Annotated in this window: 15 protein-coding genes; 3 read left to right on the forward strand and 12 right to left on the reverse strand. The window is 63.4% G+C overall.

The window, feature by feature from the left end:
* Positions 1 to 180: 180 nt before the first annotated feature.
* Both ACI2JH_RS17275 and ACI2JH_RS17280 read right to left on the reverse strand, forming a co-directional pair.
* Entirely contained in the window at positions 181 to 813 is a 633-nt protein-coding gene (locus ACI2JH_RS17275; RefSeq protein WP_404736796.1) for a hypothetical protein, read from the reverse strand.
* A 393-nt stretch (positions 814 to 1,206) separates the two neighbouring features.
* The gene (locus ACI2JH_RS17280) at positions 1,207 to 2,190 is read right to left on the reverse strand and encodes a helix-turn-helix domain-containing protein (protein ID WP_319275652.1); all 984 of its coding nucleotides are present in this window, start codon (positions 2,188 to 2,190) and stop codon (positions 1,207 to 1,209) included.
* A 95-nt stretch (positions 2,191 to 2,285) separates the two neighbouring features.
* Here ACI2JH_RS17280 and ACI2JH_RS17285 point away from each other — a divergent pair, with 95 nt between their 5' ends.
* On the forward strand, positions 2,286 to 3,155 hold the full coding sequence (locus ACI2JH_RS17285; RefSeq protein WP_404736797.1) for an MBL fold metallo-hydrolase: 870 nt from the start codon (positions 2,286 to 2,288) through the stop codon (positions 3,153 to 3,155).
* Positions 3,156 to 3,165: 10 nt separating this feature from the next.
* Entirely contained in the window at positions 3,166 to 3,414 is a 249-nt protein-coding gene (locus ACI2JH_RS17290; protein WP_404736798.1) for an isochorismatase family protein, read from the forward strand.
* A 57-nt stretch (positions 3,415 to 3,471) separates the two neighbouring features.
* Here the strand turns inward: ACI2JH_RS17290 and ACI2JH_RS17295 are convergent, their stop codons facing one another.
* A complete protein-coding gene (locus tag ACI2JH_RS17295; RefSeq protein ID WP_293979356.1) occupies positions 3,472 to 4,518 on the reverse strand; it encodes a DNA-binding protein in 1,047 nt (348 codons plus the stop codon).
* 329 nt (positions 4,519 to 4,847) lie between these two features.
* Between ACI2JH_RS17295 and ACI2JH_RS17300 the strand changes: the two genes are divergently transcribed.
* A complete protein-coding gene (locus tag ACI2JH_RS17300) occupies positions 4,848 to 5,060 on the forward strand; it encodes a hypothetical protein (protein ID WP_270922108.1) in 213 nt (70 codons plus the stop codon).
* Between the two features lie 28 nt (positions 5,061 to 5,088).
* Here ACI2JH_RS17300 and ACI2JH_RS17305 read toward each other — a convergent pair whose 3' ends face one another.
* From ACI2JH_RS17305 to ACI2JH_RS17345, 9 genes are all read right to left on the reverse strand, one after another.
* Entirely contained in the window at positions 5,089 to 5,670 is a 582-nt protein-coding gene (locus ACI2JH_RS17305; RefSeq protein ID WP_270922109.1) for an MAPEG family protein, read from the reverse strand.
* A 42-nt stretch (positions 5,671 to 5,712) separates the two neighbouring features.
* Complete coding sequence (gene lpdA, locus ACI2JH_RS17310; protein ID WP_270922110.1) at positions 5,713 to 7,119, reverse strand: dihydrolipoyl dehydrogenase; 1,407 nt, start codon at positions 7,117 to 7,119, stop codon at positions 5,713 to 5,715.
* A 2-nt stretch (positions 7,120 to 7,121) separates the two neighbouring features.
* A complete protein-coding gene (gene lspA / locus ACI2JH_RS17315; protein ID WP_270922111.1) occupies positions 7,122 to 7,649 on the reverse strand; it encodes a signal peptidase II in 528 nt (175 codons plus the stop codon).
* Positions 7,646 to 8,911 (reverse strand): hypothetical protein, encoded by a 1,266-nt coding sequence (locus ACI2JH_RS17320; protein WP_270922112.1) that lies wholly within the window; start codon positions 8,909 to 8,911, stop codon positions 7,646 to 7,648. The genes lspA and ACI2JH_RS17320 overlap by 4 nt, the downstream gene beginning before the upstream one ends.
* A gap of 47 nt (positions 8,912 to 8,958) precedes the next feature.
* Entirely contained in the window at positions 8,959 to 9,279 is a 321-nt protein-coding gene (locus ACI2JH_RS17325; RefSeq protein ID WP_270922113.1) for a P-II family nitrogen regulator, read from the reverse strand.
* Positions 9,279 to 12,404 carry an efflux RND transporter permease subunit gene (locus tag ACI2JH_RS17330; protein WP_404736799.1) on the reverse strand — a complete coding sequence of 1,042 codons (3,126 nt, stop codon included), beginning with the start codon at positions 12,402 to 12,404 and terminating at the stop codon, positions 9,279 to 9,281. Before ACI2JH_RS17330 ends, ACI2JH_RS17325 begins: the two co-directional genes overlap by 1 nt.
* Positions 12,405 to 12,438: 34 nt before the next feature.
* Entirely contained in the window at positions 12,439 to 13,611 is a 1,173-nt protein-coding gene (locus tag ACI2JH_RS17335; protein ID WP_404736800.1) for an efflux RND transporter periplasmic adaptor subunit, read from the reverse strand.
* The gene (locus ACI2JH_RS17340) at positions 13,608 to 14,894 is read right to left on the reverse strand and encodes a TolC family protein (protein ID WP_313231892.1); all 1,287 of its coding nucleotides are present in this window, start codon (positions 14,892 to 14,894) and stop codon (positions 13,608 to 13,610) included. Before ACI2JH_RS17340 ends, ACI2JH_RS17335 begins: the two co-directional genes overlap by 4 nt.
* 62 nt (positions 14,895 to 14,956) lie before the next feature.
* Positions 14,957 to 15,316 carry a hypothetical protein gene (locus tag ACI2JH_RS17345; RefSeq protein WP_270922117.1) on the reverse strand — a complete coding sequence of 120 codons (360 nt, stop codon included), beginning with the start codon at positions 15,314 to 15,316 and terminating at the stop codon, positions 14,957 to 14,959.
* Positions 15,317 to 15,352: the final 36 nt, after the last annotated feature.

Below are 15,352 nucleotides of genomic sequence, written 5' to 3' on the forward strand. Positions count from 1 at the left end.
CTGGCAGTGTCGCTGGCACCTGGCGCAGCAAGGGCTAATCCCGTTTCAATTCAATCACTTGCAACGGCTGACCACGGCAGTTTGTATATTATGTTATTGACTCGCATGGCTGTATCATCAAACTAGACGCGCTTTGTCGCTGTTTGCTAAGTCAAGGTAGTCGGCGCTGGTTATTCAACTTCAACCGCTCTGCTTGCTTCTGAGGCGAGACCAAAGCCCATCACGCGCAGCGTCGTTGATGATCGCCAGCGAGGACCGCGCCTCCACAAGTGAAATGAAGTGCAGGAAAGAGGCGCAGGCCGCACTGGCGAAGACCCCGCCGAAACCCAAAGCCGTGATCCCCTCGCCCAGTCCCTGCCTGGCCCCGGTGATGAGCATCGCTGCGCCGAGTACGGCAAGGACTATGTAACCTGCAACGCTCAACAGCATCTCGAGCTCCAGCCGGTAGGCTATCCTTCGGCGCCTTAGTGACCACGTCAAGCTCCGTCCCGTTGCATCCATCTGCAGAAAATCCGCACTCAGTGCAAGCCGGCGCAGCTTCTTCGACGGCCAGCTCAAACGGGTGACATGGCGGATCAGCTCTGCAGGAACGGACGCGCCATATCCGTGCTGGATCACTTCCTCCAGCCACAAGTCGGAACTTTCCAGACTGTCAGTCCTCCAGAACTCCAGAAATTCTTTACGGCGTTGGCGGCGCGTCGCGATCAGGAAAAATATCCCTTTGGCCAAAGGTACCGCCGCGAGCCCGGCAATCACGGCCATCGTAATCAGATCCCCATCCTTCACTACGCTCGAAATCTCAGTGGCGTTCAACGTCATCTTCTTTGAGTACTCGCATCCTGTACAAGCAACCATCTTCGCCTGAGGGAATCGCAAAGACTGAGACAGAGTTCGATTCGCCACATCGCCCCGACTCCACCAGTGTTGCCCCAACGCCCGGCCGAAGTGGAGTAGCGAAGCGGTTTAGCACCGATCCTCAATGACAACGAGAGTGGTCGTGAAAGCGCTTCGGCAAAGAACAGTTCCTCGGCGTCCGCAGGCCGGCATGGCCGTCGAGGAACTCAGCGCCCGCGTAACGATTCTGTCGTGTAACGCATTTCATTCTTGCACCCTCCCCGCCCACGACCCGCCTCACGCTATGACGGAACAGTTGCGCCGATAGCCAACCCATCCCGCTGGCCCTTCTCCAGAAGCATCACCCCTCCCTCACTCATTCAGCGCGAACGCCCGACGCCACTCGCGCGGGCTCACCTGGAACGCGCGGTTGAAACTCTGGCGGAACGACACGGCCGTGCGATACCCGGCTTGCTCCGCGACCTGATCGATGGACAGTGACGTCGATTCCAGCAGGTCCTTCGCGCGACGCAGCCGCTCGGCATCCAGCCAGGCACCCACCGTCATGCCCGTGGCCTTCTGGAAGCGTCGGGTAAAGGATCGCCGGCTCATGGCGACCCGTCCGGCAAGCTCATCCAGCGAATGATCCCGGCGCAGGTCTTCGCGGATGTAGTCCAGCAACCGGCTGAGCAGTGCATCCTGCGGTGAATCCGCCAGGGGTTGGTCGATGTACTGGGACTGGCCCCCTTCGCGATGCGGCGGCAGGACCATGATGCGCGCTATGCGGTTGGCCTCGCGGGCACCACAGAGTTTCCTGACCAGATACATGCAGCAATCCAGTGCAGCACCGGTTCCGGCCGACGTCACGATGCGGTCTTCATCGACATAGAGCGCGTTCATGTCCAGGCTGATCGTCGGGAAACGTCCGTGGAAATCGCTCTCTGCCAGCCAATGCGTGGCGGCCGAATGCCCGTCCAGCAAACCCGCGTAAGCCAGTGCATAAGCGCCGTAGCACAGACCCACGACATGGGCGCCGCGTCGGTGCGCAGCGATCAGCTTGGCGCGCAGTGCACCGCTGGGCGCCTCATCCAGATCATTCCAGCCGGGGATGATCACCACTTCGGCCTGGTCGAGCAGCTCAAGACCCCCGTGAGGGGTCACTGCCACCTGCCCGCCCGACAACGTGACCCCTTGACGCTCGGAAGCGATACGAAGCTGGAACAGCGACCGGCTGCCCGCTTCGATGTCGAAGATCATGAGGGGTACGGAAAGATGGAAGGCACTCACGCCCTCCGGCGCGACCACGACTACCGGGATGGGCGCTGTTTCCTGCTGGGCTGAACGGTCAGTGGTCATGGCCCGAATCCATCGATGTTGGTCTCTCAGGCCAGTATTCACAGGTTCCTTCGGGCGTCAATCTAGGCGTCATCCATCCAATCGGAGACACGCACATGAAATCGACCTCGCTCGCCCTGGGGGCGCTGTTGGCACTCGGTCTCGCCACCGGTGCCAACGCGGCAGACGACCCTGCCACGACCACGTCCATCCAACAGATCCGCAACGCCACGGCCAGGATCACCTATGGCGATACGGTGTTGCTGGTGGACCCCATGCTCGCTGCCAAAGGCGCCTATCCCGGCTTCCCGGACACCTATCGCAGCGAACTACGCAATCCGACGGTCGAGCTCCCGTTCGATGTCGGCCAGGTGCTGAAGGACGTGGACGCCGTGCTGCTGACCCACACGCATCTGGATCACTGGGATCCCGCCGCGGAAACGCTCATCCCGCGCCAGATGCCTATGTTCGTACAGCACGAAGCAGACGCTGCCCTGCTCCGCGCCAAGGGCTTCGCCGACGTGCGCATCCTTCCCGCACACACCACGTTCGGCGGAGTGAGCATCACCCGCGTCGCTGCCCAGCACGGCTCTGCGGATATGTTCAAGGTCGAGCCGCTGGCTGCGCTGCTCGGCAGCGTCACCGGCTTCGTGTTCCAGAAATCCGGCCAACCGACCATCTACCTCGCCGGCGACACCGTGTGGACCGGAGACGTACAGGATGCGATCAAGCGCCACACCCCGGACGTCATCGTGCTCAACACCGGCGATGCGCGGGTGAAGGGTTTCGATACCGGCATCATCATGGGCGTGGACGATACCTCTCGTGTCCACGCGCTCGCGCCGAAGGCGAAGATCGTGGCGGTCCACATGGATGCGGTGAACCACATGACCGTCTCCCGTGCTGACCTGCGTCGTTATGTGGATGACAAGGCAATCCAGGACAGCGTGCTGATTCCTGAAGATGGCGAAACCCTGACTTTCTGAAGGAATAATGATGAGAACCGCACTGATTGTTGTCGATATCCAGAATGACTATTTTGCTGGCGGCCGCTTCACGCTGGAGAACAGCGAGCCGGCCCTGGCGGCGTCGCTGGAGGCCATCGCAAAGGCCAGGCAAGCCGGCGAGGTGGTCGTGGGAATCCAGCACATCGCGCCGGACGACGGTCCGTTCATGGCGCGCGGAACCGCAGGCGCCGACCTGCATCCGGGGTTCAGCCGAGATACGTGTAAAAATGCCCCATAGAATCCGATTTCTTTTGTGGAATCATGTGGTTGCCGGATAAAAAACGCTTCGTGGTCTCTACTCACGACCACGGCCCTTCCCGGCGGATGCCGTGTCGGCAACTGCCTGTTCGGGTTTCAGCTGCGCCAATAACTGCTCCAGTGTTTCCAGACGCACACCTGCGCGCAAGGCGTCGGCTTCGGCTTGCTCGCGACGTTCCCGTTCCTTGGTCGCTTCGGCACGAGCGCTGGTCAGTTCGACCCGCGCAGCCTCTAAGGCCTGTACGTCTTTGGCCCACCGTTCCTGCAGCGCCTGATGCTCTGCAGCCGTCAGCCGCAAGGCATCCAGTTCCTTCTGCTGGGCCTCGATGCCGCGGCGGGCATCGGCCAGTTCTCGCTCCAGGCGCCCGTGGCGCTCCAACCACTGGCTGTTATCGCGATTGAGTTGCAGCAACTCGTGGTTCTTGGCGGTCAGCGCCTCGTTGGCCTGGCGCAGCGTGACTTGTAATTCCTGCACCTGGTGCTCGTGGCGACGCTGTTCCTGTTCGCGCTGCTCCTTCATCGAGGTCCGGAAATGCTCCAGCGCCTCACGGGCGTGGGCATGCTTCTCTTCCAGCGATTTCGCATGGGCTTCGTGCTCGGCCACACGGGCGCTCAGGCCGGCGATGCGTTCGCTGAGCTGGGCGATTTCCGTCACCCGCTCCGCTAAGGACTGCTGGGCCGAAGCGTGGGCGGTCCGCTCCTCGTGCAGCGCCGCTTCGGTTCGCTGCAACTGATTGCTCAAGGCGCTCGCTTCCTGCCGAGCCTGTTCCAGCGCATCGCTGCGCTGCTGCAACTGCGCGGCAGAGCGCTGCTGAGCCTCGGTGGCGACGGCCTCCGCCTCTTCGTGCAGGCGGGCCGCAAGCCGGCCGACCAGATCCTGCAACGCGTCGCTGACGGCGACCTTGGCGCCGAGACCTTGCCCTTCCTCTTCCTCCAGTTCCTTGAGGTAGCGGTGGATCGTCGTCTTGGAACCGGTGTTGCCCAGCGCCACACGAACCGCATCCACCGACGGATGCTTGCCCTGCGCCCGCAACGCATCGCGGGCCTTCTGCACGTCGCTCTTGTATAAGCCGCCTCGGGCCATAACCGCCTCTCCGGACTATTCTGTAATGTATTACATACCACGTAATTACATACCGTGTAAATTACACAATCGGCGCTAATGAGCATGTAATTACACGCGGGATAATATTGGTTTATCCCGCCTAACCTGCCCGAACCGGTGGATGGGCTGCGGAGGATGGTACGAAACGGTCGTCTAGGGCCACCCACGCTGGCATGACCACTGCAGTCCAAAGCGGCCACCGGCAACACGCAAATACCACTGAGCGCGGTCCAGAATGTGTGCCCAAAGACGGCTAGGGCAGCACCGTGGAACGGCTGGAGCCAGCAACTCAGAACTGGAGATCAACCATGAACGATCACAAGAGAGAGGTCGCTAAGTTCTTCTGTGGGTTTGAGAGCTTTCATACGCTCCTCCACGCCTATTTGTGGGTCTCGGGTACCACGTTTTCAGTCTTCGGAATCACGGCGACTCCAACCTGGAGCGCAGGCGGCACGATCCTGAACGGTGCTATTGCCATCATTCTCGGTCTCTACGGATGGAGGCGGCGGAAGTTGGCATGACGCTACGGCGAGCCAAGCGAAGGAAGCACTATGCAAACAGCTCCCGCGTAATCAGAAAGATGGCCCATGTGTAGCCCAAGAATGTTGGAAGCACCGTCAGTACGAAGCCGAAGCCTCGGCCTGGTGCGCCCCTTTCATAGCCGAGGAAAAACGTCACTCGTCCTATGCCAAAAAGCACCGTGGCACTGACAAGTAGCGAAAGCGCTGGCGCTGCAAGCACCGTGACCAGTGCTAGATACGCGCCGCTGGCCAACACGGCTTGCTCCAGACTGTTCTGCAAGAACGCGATCCGGATCGCCAGGCGCGGACTGGGCGGACCGTATGCCGAGCCCCGAATGTCCTGGGCCGACCGACGCCGTCCCCGGGAAACCGCCCCGACGCCCACCGCCACCCAAATCAGTAGGAATATTTGCAGGCGAGCCCAGAACACGAACCGGTCGGTCAGCGCTTCGGGAAAATTGAAGTAGCGCGGCAGCAGTAAATAGCCCGCGAACAGTCCGACGAAACAGACAAGCACGCCCAACCCTGCCACCTTGAACAAGCCTCGGCGCTGGCCGGCCAGATCAACGGGCGCGCCGGGTTTCGATTTGTCGGAAGTCTTTGTGTTCATGAGATGCCTCCGTTTCGCCAGTGGCGTGGCGGAAGCGAATGGCTAGACGTGCAGCGCCCAATTGTCCACGGCCATCGCTGCCTCCTTGAGCGCCTCGGGCAAGGTGGGATGGGCATGGCAGCTGCGGGCGATGTCCTCAGCCGAACCACGGAACTCCATGGCGACGACCGCTTCATGGATCAGCGAGCCGGCCTCGGGACCAATGATGTGCACGCCCAACACCCGATCGGTCGTGGCATCGGCGAGCACCTTCACGAAGCCGTCAGTCTGCGCCTTGGCGCGAGCACGGCTATTGGCGCTGAACGGAAAGCGTCCGACCTTGTAGCTCACACCGTCCACCTTGAGTGCGTCTTCGGTCTGCCCCACGGAGGCGACTTCAGGCGCCGTGTAGACGACCGCCGGAATGGCGTCGTAGTTGACGTGTCCCGGCAGTCCGGCCAGTTGTTCGGCCAAGGCGACACCTTCCTCGGTGGCTTTGTGCGCCAGCATCGGACCGCCGATCACATCGCCAATGGCGTAAATGCCGTCCACATTCGTGCGCCAGTGCTCGTCAACCTGGATATAACCCTTCCGATCCCGTGTGATACCGATGGCGTCCAGTCCCAACCCGTCGGTAAAGGGCCGGCGTCCGATCGACACCAGCACATAGTCGGCGCGAATCTCCTCGCTCGGGCCGCCTTGGGCCGGTTCGGCCATCAAGACGATTTCATTGTCCTCGCTTCGCGCGCCCGTCACCTTCTGCGAAAGCCGGAATACGAAGCCCTGTTCCTCCAGCACCTTGTGCAAAGCTTGAGAAAGCTCGGTGTCCATTCCTGAAGTGATGCGATCGAGATATTCGATCACGGTGACGTTTGCTCCCAAGCGCCTCCAGACCGATCCCAGCTCCAGGCCGACGTAACCTGCGCCGATCACCACGAGATGCTTGGGCACTTCCGGCAAGGTCAATGCGCCGGTGGAAGAGACGATGCGTGCTTCATCGATCGGCACGCCGGGCAAGGTCGCGCTGTCGGAGCCGGTGGCGATGACGATGGAAGTGGCAGTCAGCGCCTGCGTAGCGCCGCTACTGTCGGTCAGGGTGACCTGTCCAGGCGCGGGTATCGATCCGGTGCCGACCAGGCGCGTGATCTTGTGCTTGCGCATGAGAAAGTCGATGCCATTGCCGAGCCCCGACACGACGTTGTCCTTATGCGCCATTAGCTTCGGCAGATTCAGCCGCAGACCCTCGAACTCGACGCCGTGTTCGGCGAACTCCGTGCGGGCGGCGATGAAGCGTTCGGAGGATTCGAGCAACGCCTTCGACGGAATGCAGCCGACGTTGAGGCAGGTACCGCCCAGCCGTTGGCGGCTCTCGATGCACGCGACGCGCAGCCCCAACTGGGCGGCACGAATGGCGGCGGGATAGCCGCCCGGGCCGCCGCCGATAATGACGATATCGTAGTGCTCGCTCATGCTCAGCTCCGAGTGGTGTTGTCTGAAGTACGACCCGACCCCAACACGCCGTGCAGCGCGATCGCGATGGCACCGAGCACGATGGCCGAATCGCTGAGGTTGAACGCCGGCCAGTAGTAATCGCGCCAGTGCCATTGGATGAAGTCCACCACATGGCCGCGCAGCGATCGGTCGATGACATTGCTCAGCGCGCCGCCGATTACCAAAGCGTAGGGCAACGCAACCTTGTAGGCGGAGCGCGGTGTCTGGTACAGCCAGTAGGCCAGCAACCCGCTGATACCCAGCGCCAGGATCCCAAACACCACTTGCTGCCAGCCGCCGGCATCGCTGAGGAAGCTGAAAGCCGCGCCGGTGTTGTAGCTGCGGTACCAGTTCCACACGCCCTCGATCACCGGAACCGCGGTGTGCTCGGGCAGCGTGGCCAGTACCCAGTACTTACTGGCCTGGTCCAGCGCAATCACCAGCGCGGAGACCGTCAACCAAATGAGGGCGTTGGGGATGGGAGCCGTGCGCTTGCGATCAGTGCTCATGCGGGCCCTCGTCGGCGGCTGGACGCTCGTTCCATGCGGCATGCGGCACGCACCAGCGCCGGCAACTGCCAGAAGTTGCGCGCCAGCAGAAGCACCGCGAGGCCGAGGTAGATCCACGCCATCGCGGTCAGCACGACGATCTCTCGTGCCGGGGTGGCCTGGTAGAAGAACGCGAGCCCCAACTGGGTCAGGAACAGGACCGCCAGCGCGACGGCGCCCCAGACACTCAAGCGCAACTGCAGCAACAGCGCAAGGCCGAACAACGACTGCGCCGCGGTGAGGAAGAATTCTTCATGCTGGCGGGCATCCAGCGGCAGGCTCATCAGTTTTCCAGCGCCGATGCTCATCGCAATGGGCAACATGCCGACCAGCAAGGTCCACTGGTTGATCTTGTCACTGATCATCGTGGTCAGGCCGGCACGGGCGCGACCGCCGAGCACGAACAGGATCGCAATGGTCACCGCCGGCGCTTCGCTTGCCAGCGGCGCCAGCCATTGGATCAGCAGGAACTCGTCGATGCCCAGGCGGCGACCGGAGGCCACCAGCGACTCGGCGAACGGCTCGGCGGACAGCAGGATCACGGTGGCCGCAACAATGCTCATCCCCCCCATCACCGCCCAGCGGCGGGCGGGCGAGAAGGTGGCGATCACCGCGCCCGGGCCCGGCTCCTCGTCCTCTTCTTCCTCTTCGTTCTCGGCCCGCGATACACGCCACAGATAGGCACCGAACAACGCGCCCAGCACGATGAAGTCGAAGATTCCGATGCTGTTCTTGAGCACGATCACGAACGCGTACGCGCTGGCGGCCGCGAGGAAGACAATCTCGACCGAGTTATCCGCCTGCAACGTGATACCGCGCTGGCGCGAACGCCACCAGTGCAATCCGACCAGCAACGGCCAGGCCAGGCCGATCAGCAAGCGGTTGGCGCCGGTCATATTGGCGGCGGCATAAGCGACGTAGCCGGATGCCGGATCCTGTCCCGCGCGGTAGGCGTAGTAGAAATCCACCGCGTACTCGGGCAGCACGGTGATCAACGCGACCAACGCGAGCACGAAGCCAGTGGCGATGTACTTCTCGGCCGCTTCCGCCCCCCACGACAACAGGAATCCCGCCGCCAGGATCGCCAGGCCGAACAGTAAGGCGTCGCCGATGGTTCCAGCACTGTTGCCGCTGAGGCGCAGGAACAGCGCTGGCAGCACGGCCACTACAGCCACAGCCACGGGGACGATGAGTTCGCGGATGGCGTTGTGCGGTCGGGTCATTGCTTGCGGCTCCTATGGACGATGTCAATGAAGCGTGTCGTTATCTCTCACGTCTCGCCGTCGATGACGAACGCCTGTTCGACCGGACTGACGTAAACCGCCCCGGCCTCGGCGCGCCCTGTGCGGCCGACGCGGCGGAAGATCTCGACCGCACGCGCCACCTCGTCGTCCTCGCAGAACAGCTCCATCTGCATTTCGCTGATCACCTGATCGCCGAACTCGACCGAGTACTGCTGCTCGCGCGCACTCAGGGCGCGCAGCAGGCCTTTGACGTCGAACAGGGAGAGCCGCCGGAACCCGGCGGCCTCCAGTTCATGGATCAGGTCGGCGACCCGGTTGCGATGCACGAAGGCCTTGATTTGTTTCATCACGCGTTCTCCCTAGAGTTGCGCTCGGCGGCTTGGCGGTCGGAGCGATTCTCGAGCCATTCGTACAGCACGGGCAGCAGCACCAGCGTCAACAGGGTCGAGCTGATCAGTCCGCCGACCACCACGGTGGCCAACGGCCGTTGGGTCTCGGCACCCACACCGCTGGAGAGCAACATTGGCACCAAGCCGAGGATCGCGACGCTCGCGGTCATCAACACCGGCCGCAATCGCAGGGCCGTGCCCTGCACGACCGCGTCGCGCACCGACAGGCCCTTCCCGCGCAATTCGTTGAGGAAGCTCACCAGCACGATGCCGTTGAGCATGGCCACGCCGAAGACCGCGATAAACCCGATGGCCGACGGTACCGACAGGTATTGACCGGTAATGAACAGCGCAAGCAGTCCGCCGATGGTGGCGAACGGCACGTTGGCGATGATCAAGGTCGCGTACTTGACGGAATTGAACGCGGTATAGAGTAGCACGAAGATGAAGAAGATCGTGACCGGCACGATCAACGCTAGCTTGGCCAAAGCGCGTTGCTGGTTCTCGAACGCGCCGCCCCACTCGATCCAGTAGCCGGCGGGCAGCTGCACCTGTTGCTTGATCGCCGCCTGCGCGTCCTTTACAAAGCCGTCGACATCGCGGCCGCGCACGTCCATCTGGATCACCGCGTAGCGCTGCAACTGCTCGCGCCGGACGAACGAGTAGCCTTCGGCCACGCTGACCTCCGCCACCCGTGCCAACGGCACGATTGCGCCGGAGGCAGTGCGCAGCGGAATCTGTCGTACCGCCTCCACCGACGTACGTGCGGACTCGTCCAGTCGCACGGCGATGTCGAAGCGCTTGACGCCGTCCAGCAGCACACTGACCGGTTCGCCACCCAGACCATTGCGCACGATGGTCAGCACTTCCTCGGCGTTCATCCCGTACAGCGCCAGCTCGTCGCGGTTGACTGCGATCCGGATTTGCGGCTTGCCGATGTTGGCTTCCAGCGACAGATCGGCCACTCCCGGCACCCCCTGCAGTACCTGCTTGATGCGGCCGCTCAGCTGGTCGAGCTGTGTTAGGTCCTCGCCGTAAAGCTTCAGGGCCAGCGTGGCACGCACGCCGGAGATCAACTCTTCCACGCGCATCTGGATCGGCTGGGTGTAGCTCGGCACGACATTGGGCACCGCCTCCTCCAGCGTCTCCTGCATCGCGGCTTCGAGTTGCTTGATGTCGCGTCCCGACGTCCACTCGTCCTCCGGTTTAAGGGCGGTGTAGATCTCCATGTAGTTGACGTCGGCGGTTTCGCCCTTCTCGGCACGGCCAATCATCGCCAAGGTCGTCTCGACCTCCGGAAACTTCTTGAACGCCGCGGCGATGGTGTTGCTGGTCCGGATCGACTCGTCGAGCGAGGTCGACGGGATGCCGGTCACGCGCCACATGATCGAGCCTTCCTGCAACTGCGGCATGAACTCCTTGCCGAGGAACGGGAACAACGCCAGGCTCGCCACCAGCGCGACCACCGCGCTGATCACCACTACCTTTTTCTTCGCTAGTGCCTTGTCCAGCAGCGGCCGGTAGACGCGCTTGATACGTGCGACGAGCCAGGTGTCACGCTCCGGTTTGGGCTTGAGGATCATCGATGCCAGTACCGGGATCAGGGTCAGGCTGAGGATCAACGAGCCGGCCATCGCGAAGGCGATGTTGAACGCCATCGGCTTGAACATCTTGCCTTCCAGACCTTCCAGCGCGAACAGCGGCAGGAACACGACGATAATGATGATGATGGCGAAGGCGATCGGGTTGGCCACCTCCCGCGCCGCCGCCAGTACCGCGGCGGTCTTGTCGACCTTTTCGCCGTGCTCTAATCGCTCGGCCATGATCCGGAACGCGTTCTCGACCATCACTACCGCGCCGTCGACCATCATGCCGATGCCGATCGCCAAACCGGCCAGCGACATCAGGTTGGCCGACAACCCGGCCTGGCCCATGCCGATAAAGGCAATCAGCATTGCCAGCGGCAGGGTGATGACGACAACTACCGCCGAGCGCAGATCGCCCAGGAACAAGAACAAGATGATCGCCACCAGGATCGAGCCTTCGATCAGCGCCCGCACGGCAGTTCCAACGGCCTTGTTGACCAGATCCGTGCGTTCATACATCGGCTTGAGCACCATGCCCTTGGGCAAGGCAGCGCGGGCGGTGTCGATCTTCGCCTTCACCGCCTCGACCACGTTCTTCGCGTTCTCGCCGATGCGGGCCAGCGCCTGGCCCATTACCACTTCCTGACCGTCGCGGGTGACGGCGCCGAACCGTGGCGCCGGAGCTTCCACCACCGTGGCCACGTCACGCAGGTAGACCGGCACGCCGTCCTCGGACTTGAGCACGATCGCACCAATATCGGCCGTCGACTTGAGCAGGCCCAAGCCGCGCACCAGGAATTGCTCGCGGCCCACGTCCATAACGTTACCGCCAACCTGGCCGTTGTTGGCCGGCAGTGCGTTGATCACGTCGGCGAAGCCCAGGCCGCGGGCATACAGGCGTTGCGGATCGATCTGCACCTGGTACTGGCGTTCGCCGCCGCCCCAGGAGGTGACGTCATCGACGCCGGGCGCCGTGCGCAGGATCAGGCGCACCGTCCACTCCTGCCAGGTGCGCAGGTCCATGTCGCTGATCTGGTCCTTGCTGACACCGGGGGCGCGCTCGACGGTGTACCAGTACACCTGACCCAGACCCGAGGTGTTCGGGCCCATGCCCGGCTTGCCATAGCCTTCGGGTAGCCGGTCCCCGATCTCCTGCAACCGCTCATTGACCAACTGGCGGGCGAAGTAAATGTCCATGTCGTCCTTGAAGTACACGGAGACATAGGACAAACCGAACAGACTGACCGAGCGGATTTCCTGCACCTTCGGCAAGCCGGCGAGCGCGGATTCGACCGGCGTTGTCAGCAGTTGCTCGACGTCTTCCGCCGCCAGCCCGGGCGATTCGGTATAGACGTTGACCTGCACCGGAGTGACATCGGGGAACGCATCGATGGGGACGTTGCGCACCGCGCTGAGGCCAAGGAAGGCCACCACTGCGAATATGATCAACACTAGGAACTTGTAACGCAGGGAGAGTTCGACCAGGCGATTCAGCATGGCAGGTCACTCCACATCGCAGGAGGAGCCAGGCTCATTCTTCTTCTCCCAACTGCGACTTGAGCATCTGCGACTTGATCGCGAATGCGCCTTTTACCGCTACCACATCACCGGACTTCAACCCCTCGCGAATGACCGTGCGATCGCCGATCACTTCGCCGGCGCGCACCGTCACCGGTTCGAGCGCGCTTTCACGGTTGCGTCGGAAGACCACGGTGTCGCCCTGGAACTGCACCAGAGCTTCATTGGGCACCGACAGCGTGGTGGCGCTGGCGCGGCCGGAAACCGACTCGAAGAACACGTCAACGAAATCCCCGCCGTGCAGGCGGTCGCCCTCGTTTGATACCTCGATGCGCACCACAGCGTTGCGGCTGGCGTCCGAGGTTCGGTGCGCGGGGTGTTGCACGATGCCGATCAGGCGCTCGCCTGCGAACACGATGGTCGCCTCCGATCCCGGCACCACACGCGACACCGTGCCGGAGGGCAGTTTGGCGTCGACCCAGACCCATGACTCGTCGACTAGACGGAACAACGCTTTACCCGGTTCGATGCGCTCGCCGACGACGAAGGCGTCTTCGGTGATGCGGCCCGCGTGCGGCGCGGTCAACGTGAACTGGCCGTTGACGCCGCCCGAGGCGGTGCCGGGCAGGCCATAGGCCTGTGCCTTGGCCCGGGCCCTATCGACTGCCACCTTGGCCTCGCTGATGCGACGACCTGCCACGGCTTCGCGACCAAGCGCCGAAACCCGGCGCCATTCCTGTTCGGCGATGCGCAACTCGGCTTGGGCGTCGGACACCTCGACGCTCGCCAGCGTTACCAGCGGTGCGCCGGCGCGGACCTCATCGCCGAGCTTGGCATGGCGGCGCACGACCAGGGCCTCGATACGGGGCGTGATCAGCGTGGTGCCATAGGCATCGTCGACCACTTCACCGGGCGCCCGCAGTTCTTCGCTGAGTGCGGTCGTCTGGATGGCTTGCAACTCGATGCCCGCGGCCTTGAGGGCCGCGGCGTCCATCTTCAGCGGAGCCCCGACTTCGGCTTCCTCACCAGCGCTGTCGGCGTCGGCGTGTTCGGTCTCGGCCGATTCGGCGGCGGGCGTCTGGGCGGGCTTGCCTTCAGGCGATTTGCTGCAGCCGGTCAACACCAGCAACAGTGACACGGTGAGCAGGGACATCAGTCGGAACGGAACCATCGAATTCTCTCTCATGGGGTGCCCTCCAGGCCGGCCCAGCGTTCGAGCTGGCCGGTGGCGGCAAGGTAATCGGCGTAGGAGCGCCACAGACGCGCTTCGAGTTCGGCGCCGGCGAGTTGCGTATCCACGGTCTGCTTGAGCTGTTGCAGGTAGTCGGCGGTGGACAGCTCGCCTTCGCGCCACAGCCGTTCCAGCAACGTGGTGCGGCGCTCGACGTCGGTGCCGCGGCTGGCCTGCCAGCGGGTCCAGCTCGATTGCGCCGCGGCATAACTGTCGATCGCGCGGCGTCGGTCGGCTTCCAGCTCGAGGCGGACGCGTTCGGCATCGGCGGTCGCCGCGTCCGCCTCAGCCTGCGCGGCAACGACTTCAGCGCGGTAGGAGTTGCGCACGAACAACGGGACGGTCAGGGTGACTCCGTACACGTTTTCGCTGGGGCCGCCGGAATCGTATTGCTTGCGGCCGCCGTAGGCGCCCAGCGTGGGATCGGCGATGCGATCGCGTCGGGCCACGGTGACGTCGCGTTCGGCCGCCAACGCGGTGGCTTGGGCGACCTGCCAGTCCGCTAGTTGGTCGATGCCGAGGTCCGCCCTGATCGGCGGCGACAAGGTTGCGGAGGGAAGCACGAGGTTCGCAAGCAGTTCGGGTGAACCACCCGCGGCACGAAATCGTGCTTCGGCCTCGACCTGCTCGGCAATCAGTTGTGCTTGTTCGGCCTGCGCCTCGTCCTGAGCCAGCAGCGCCAGGTCCCGTTCCAGGCCGGAGATGTCGTCCGCGGCGAACTGTTTTTGCGCCAACTCGGCGAAGCGGCTCATCAACACCAGCCGCTTTTCGCCGGTGCGCACGCGTGCGGTGGCGGTCTGCAGCGCGGCCCAACTGCCGAACCACTGCTTGGCGAAATCGCGGCGATGCAGCCGAGCTTCGGCCGTGGCTAGATCGACGCGGGCGGCGGCGGCATCGCGGCGCACGCGGCGCTTGCCGCTGAGATCCAGGGTGAGATTCAGCCCGGCAGTAGAGGTCCGCTCCGAGCCTTCGTCCTCGGACGCCAATTCCAGTTCCGGGTTGTGGAGCGGTTGCCGGGCCGCGTCGAGGCGAGCCCGGGCGGCGGCTAGCTGTGCTTCGGTCGCCCGATAGGCGGGGTGGTGCTGCCAGGCCGACTGCAACGCCTCGCGAATGGCGGGCGGTGCCGCTGGCGCGGAGGAATCGGCCGCAGCGGCCGGCATCGATAGTGCCAGGGCCAACGCCATGGCGCAGGCCAACCGCACGGCAAAACGCCGTCGCGGTAAACGAACAAAGTGCATGGAGAATCCTCTGAGTCGACGACATGCCAACGGCCGGATTACCGAAGGCGAAACGCGGTCACTCAGGCGATCGGTGGCCTCAATTCCAGACGCAGATAGGTGCTGGGTGGTAGGCCGGACCGATAGCCGGCAGCGCGATCCGGCGGGATCGGGACGACTACGAGAACCGGGTTCGTCGGCAGCGCCGTCGCATGGTGGCAGCCACAATGGCTGCACGTGCCGGCAGGGGGGAACGAAGTCTTGGAAAGATCGCCCGCGTTTGTGTCCGTCGCTTGCACAATGACCCCATGCGTGCCACTGATACCGAAGTTTGACTCGGCGAAGTCGTTCTTCGCGCAGGCGGCGGCCGCACCGACTTTCAGGGCAAAGATCAGCAGCACCAGCACCGCCAAGCGCGTGGAAGCGCGCAGGCGGGCAAGCATCGTGGTGCGGTCAGGTCGGGACGACATAGCGATCAA

This window comes from Stenotrophomonas sp. NPDC078853 (assembly GCF_044901215.1).
In the GTDB taxonomy this organism is placed as follows: Bacteria; Pseudomonadota; Gammaproteobacteria; order Xanthomonadales; family Xanthomonadaceae; genus Stenotrophomonas; species Stenotrophomonas lacuserhaii.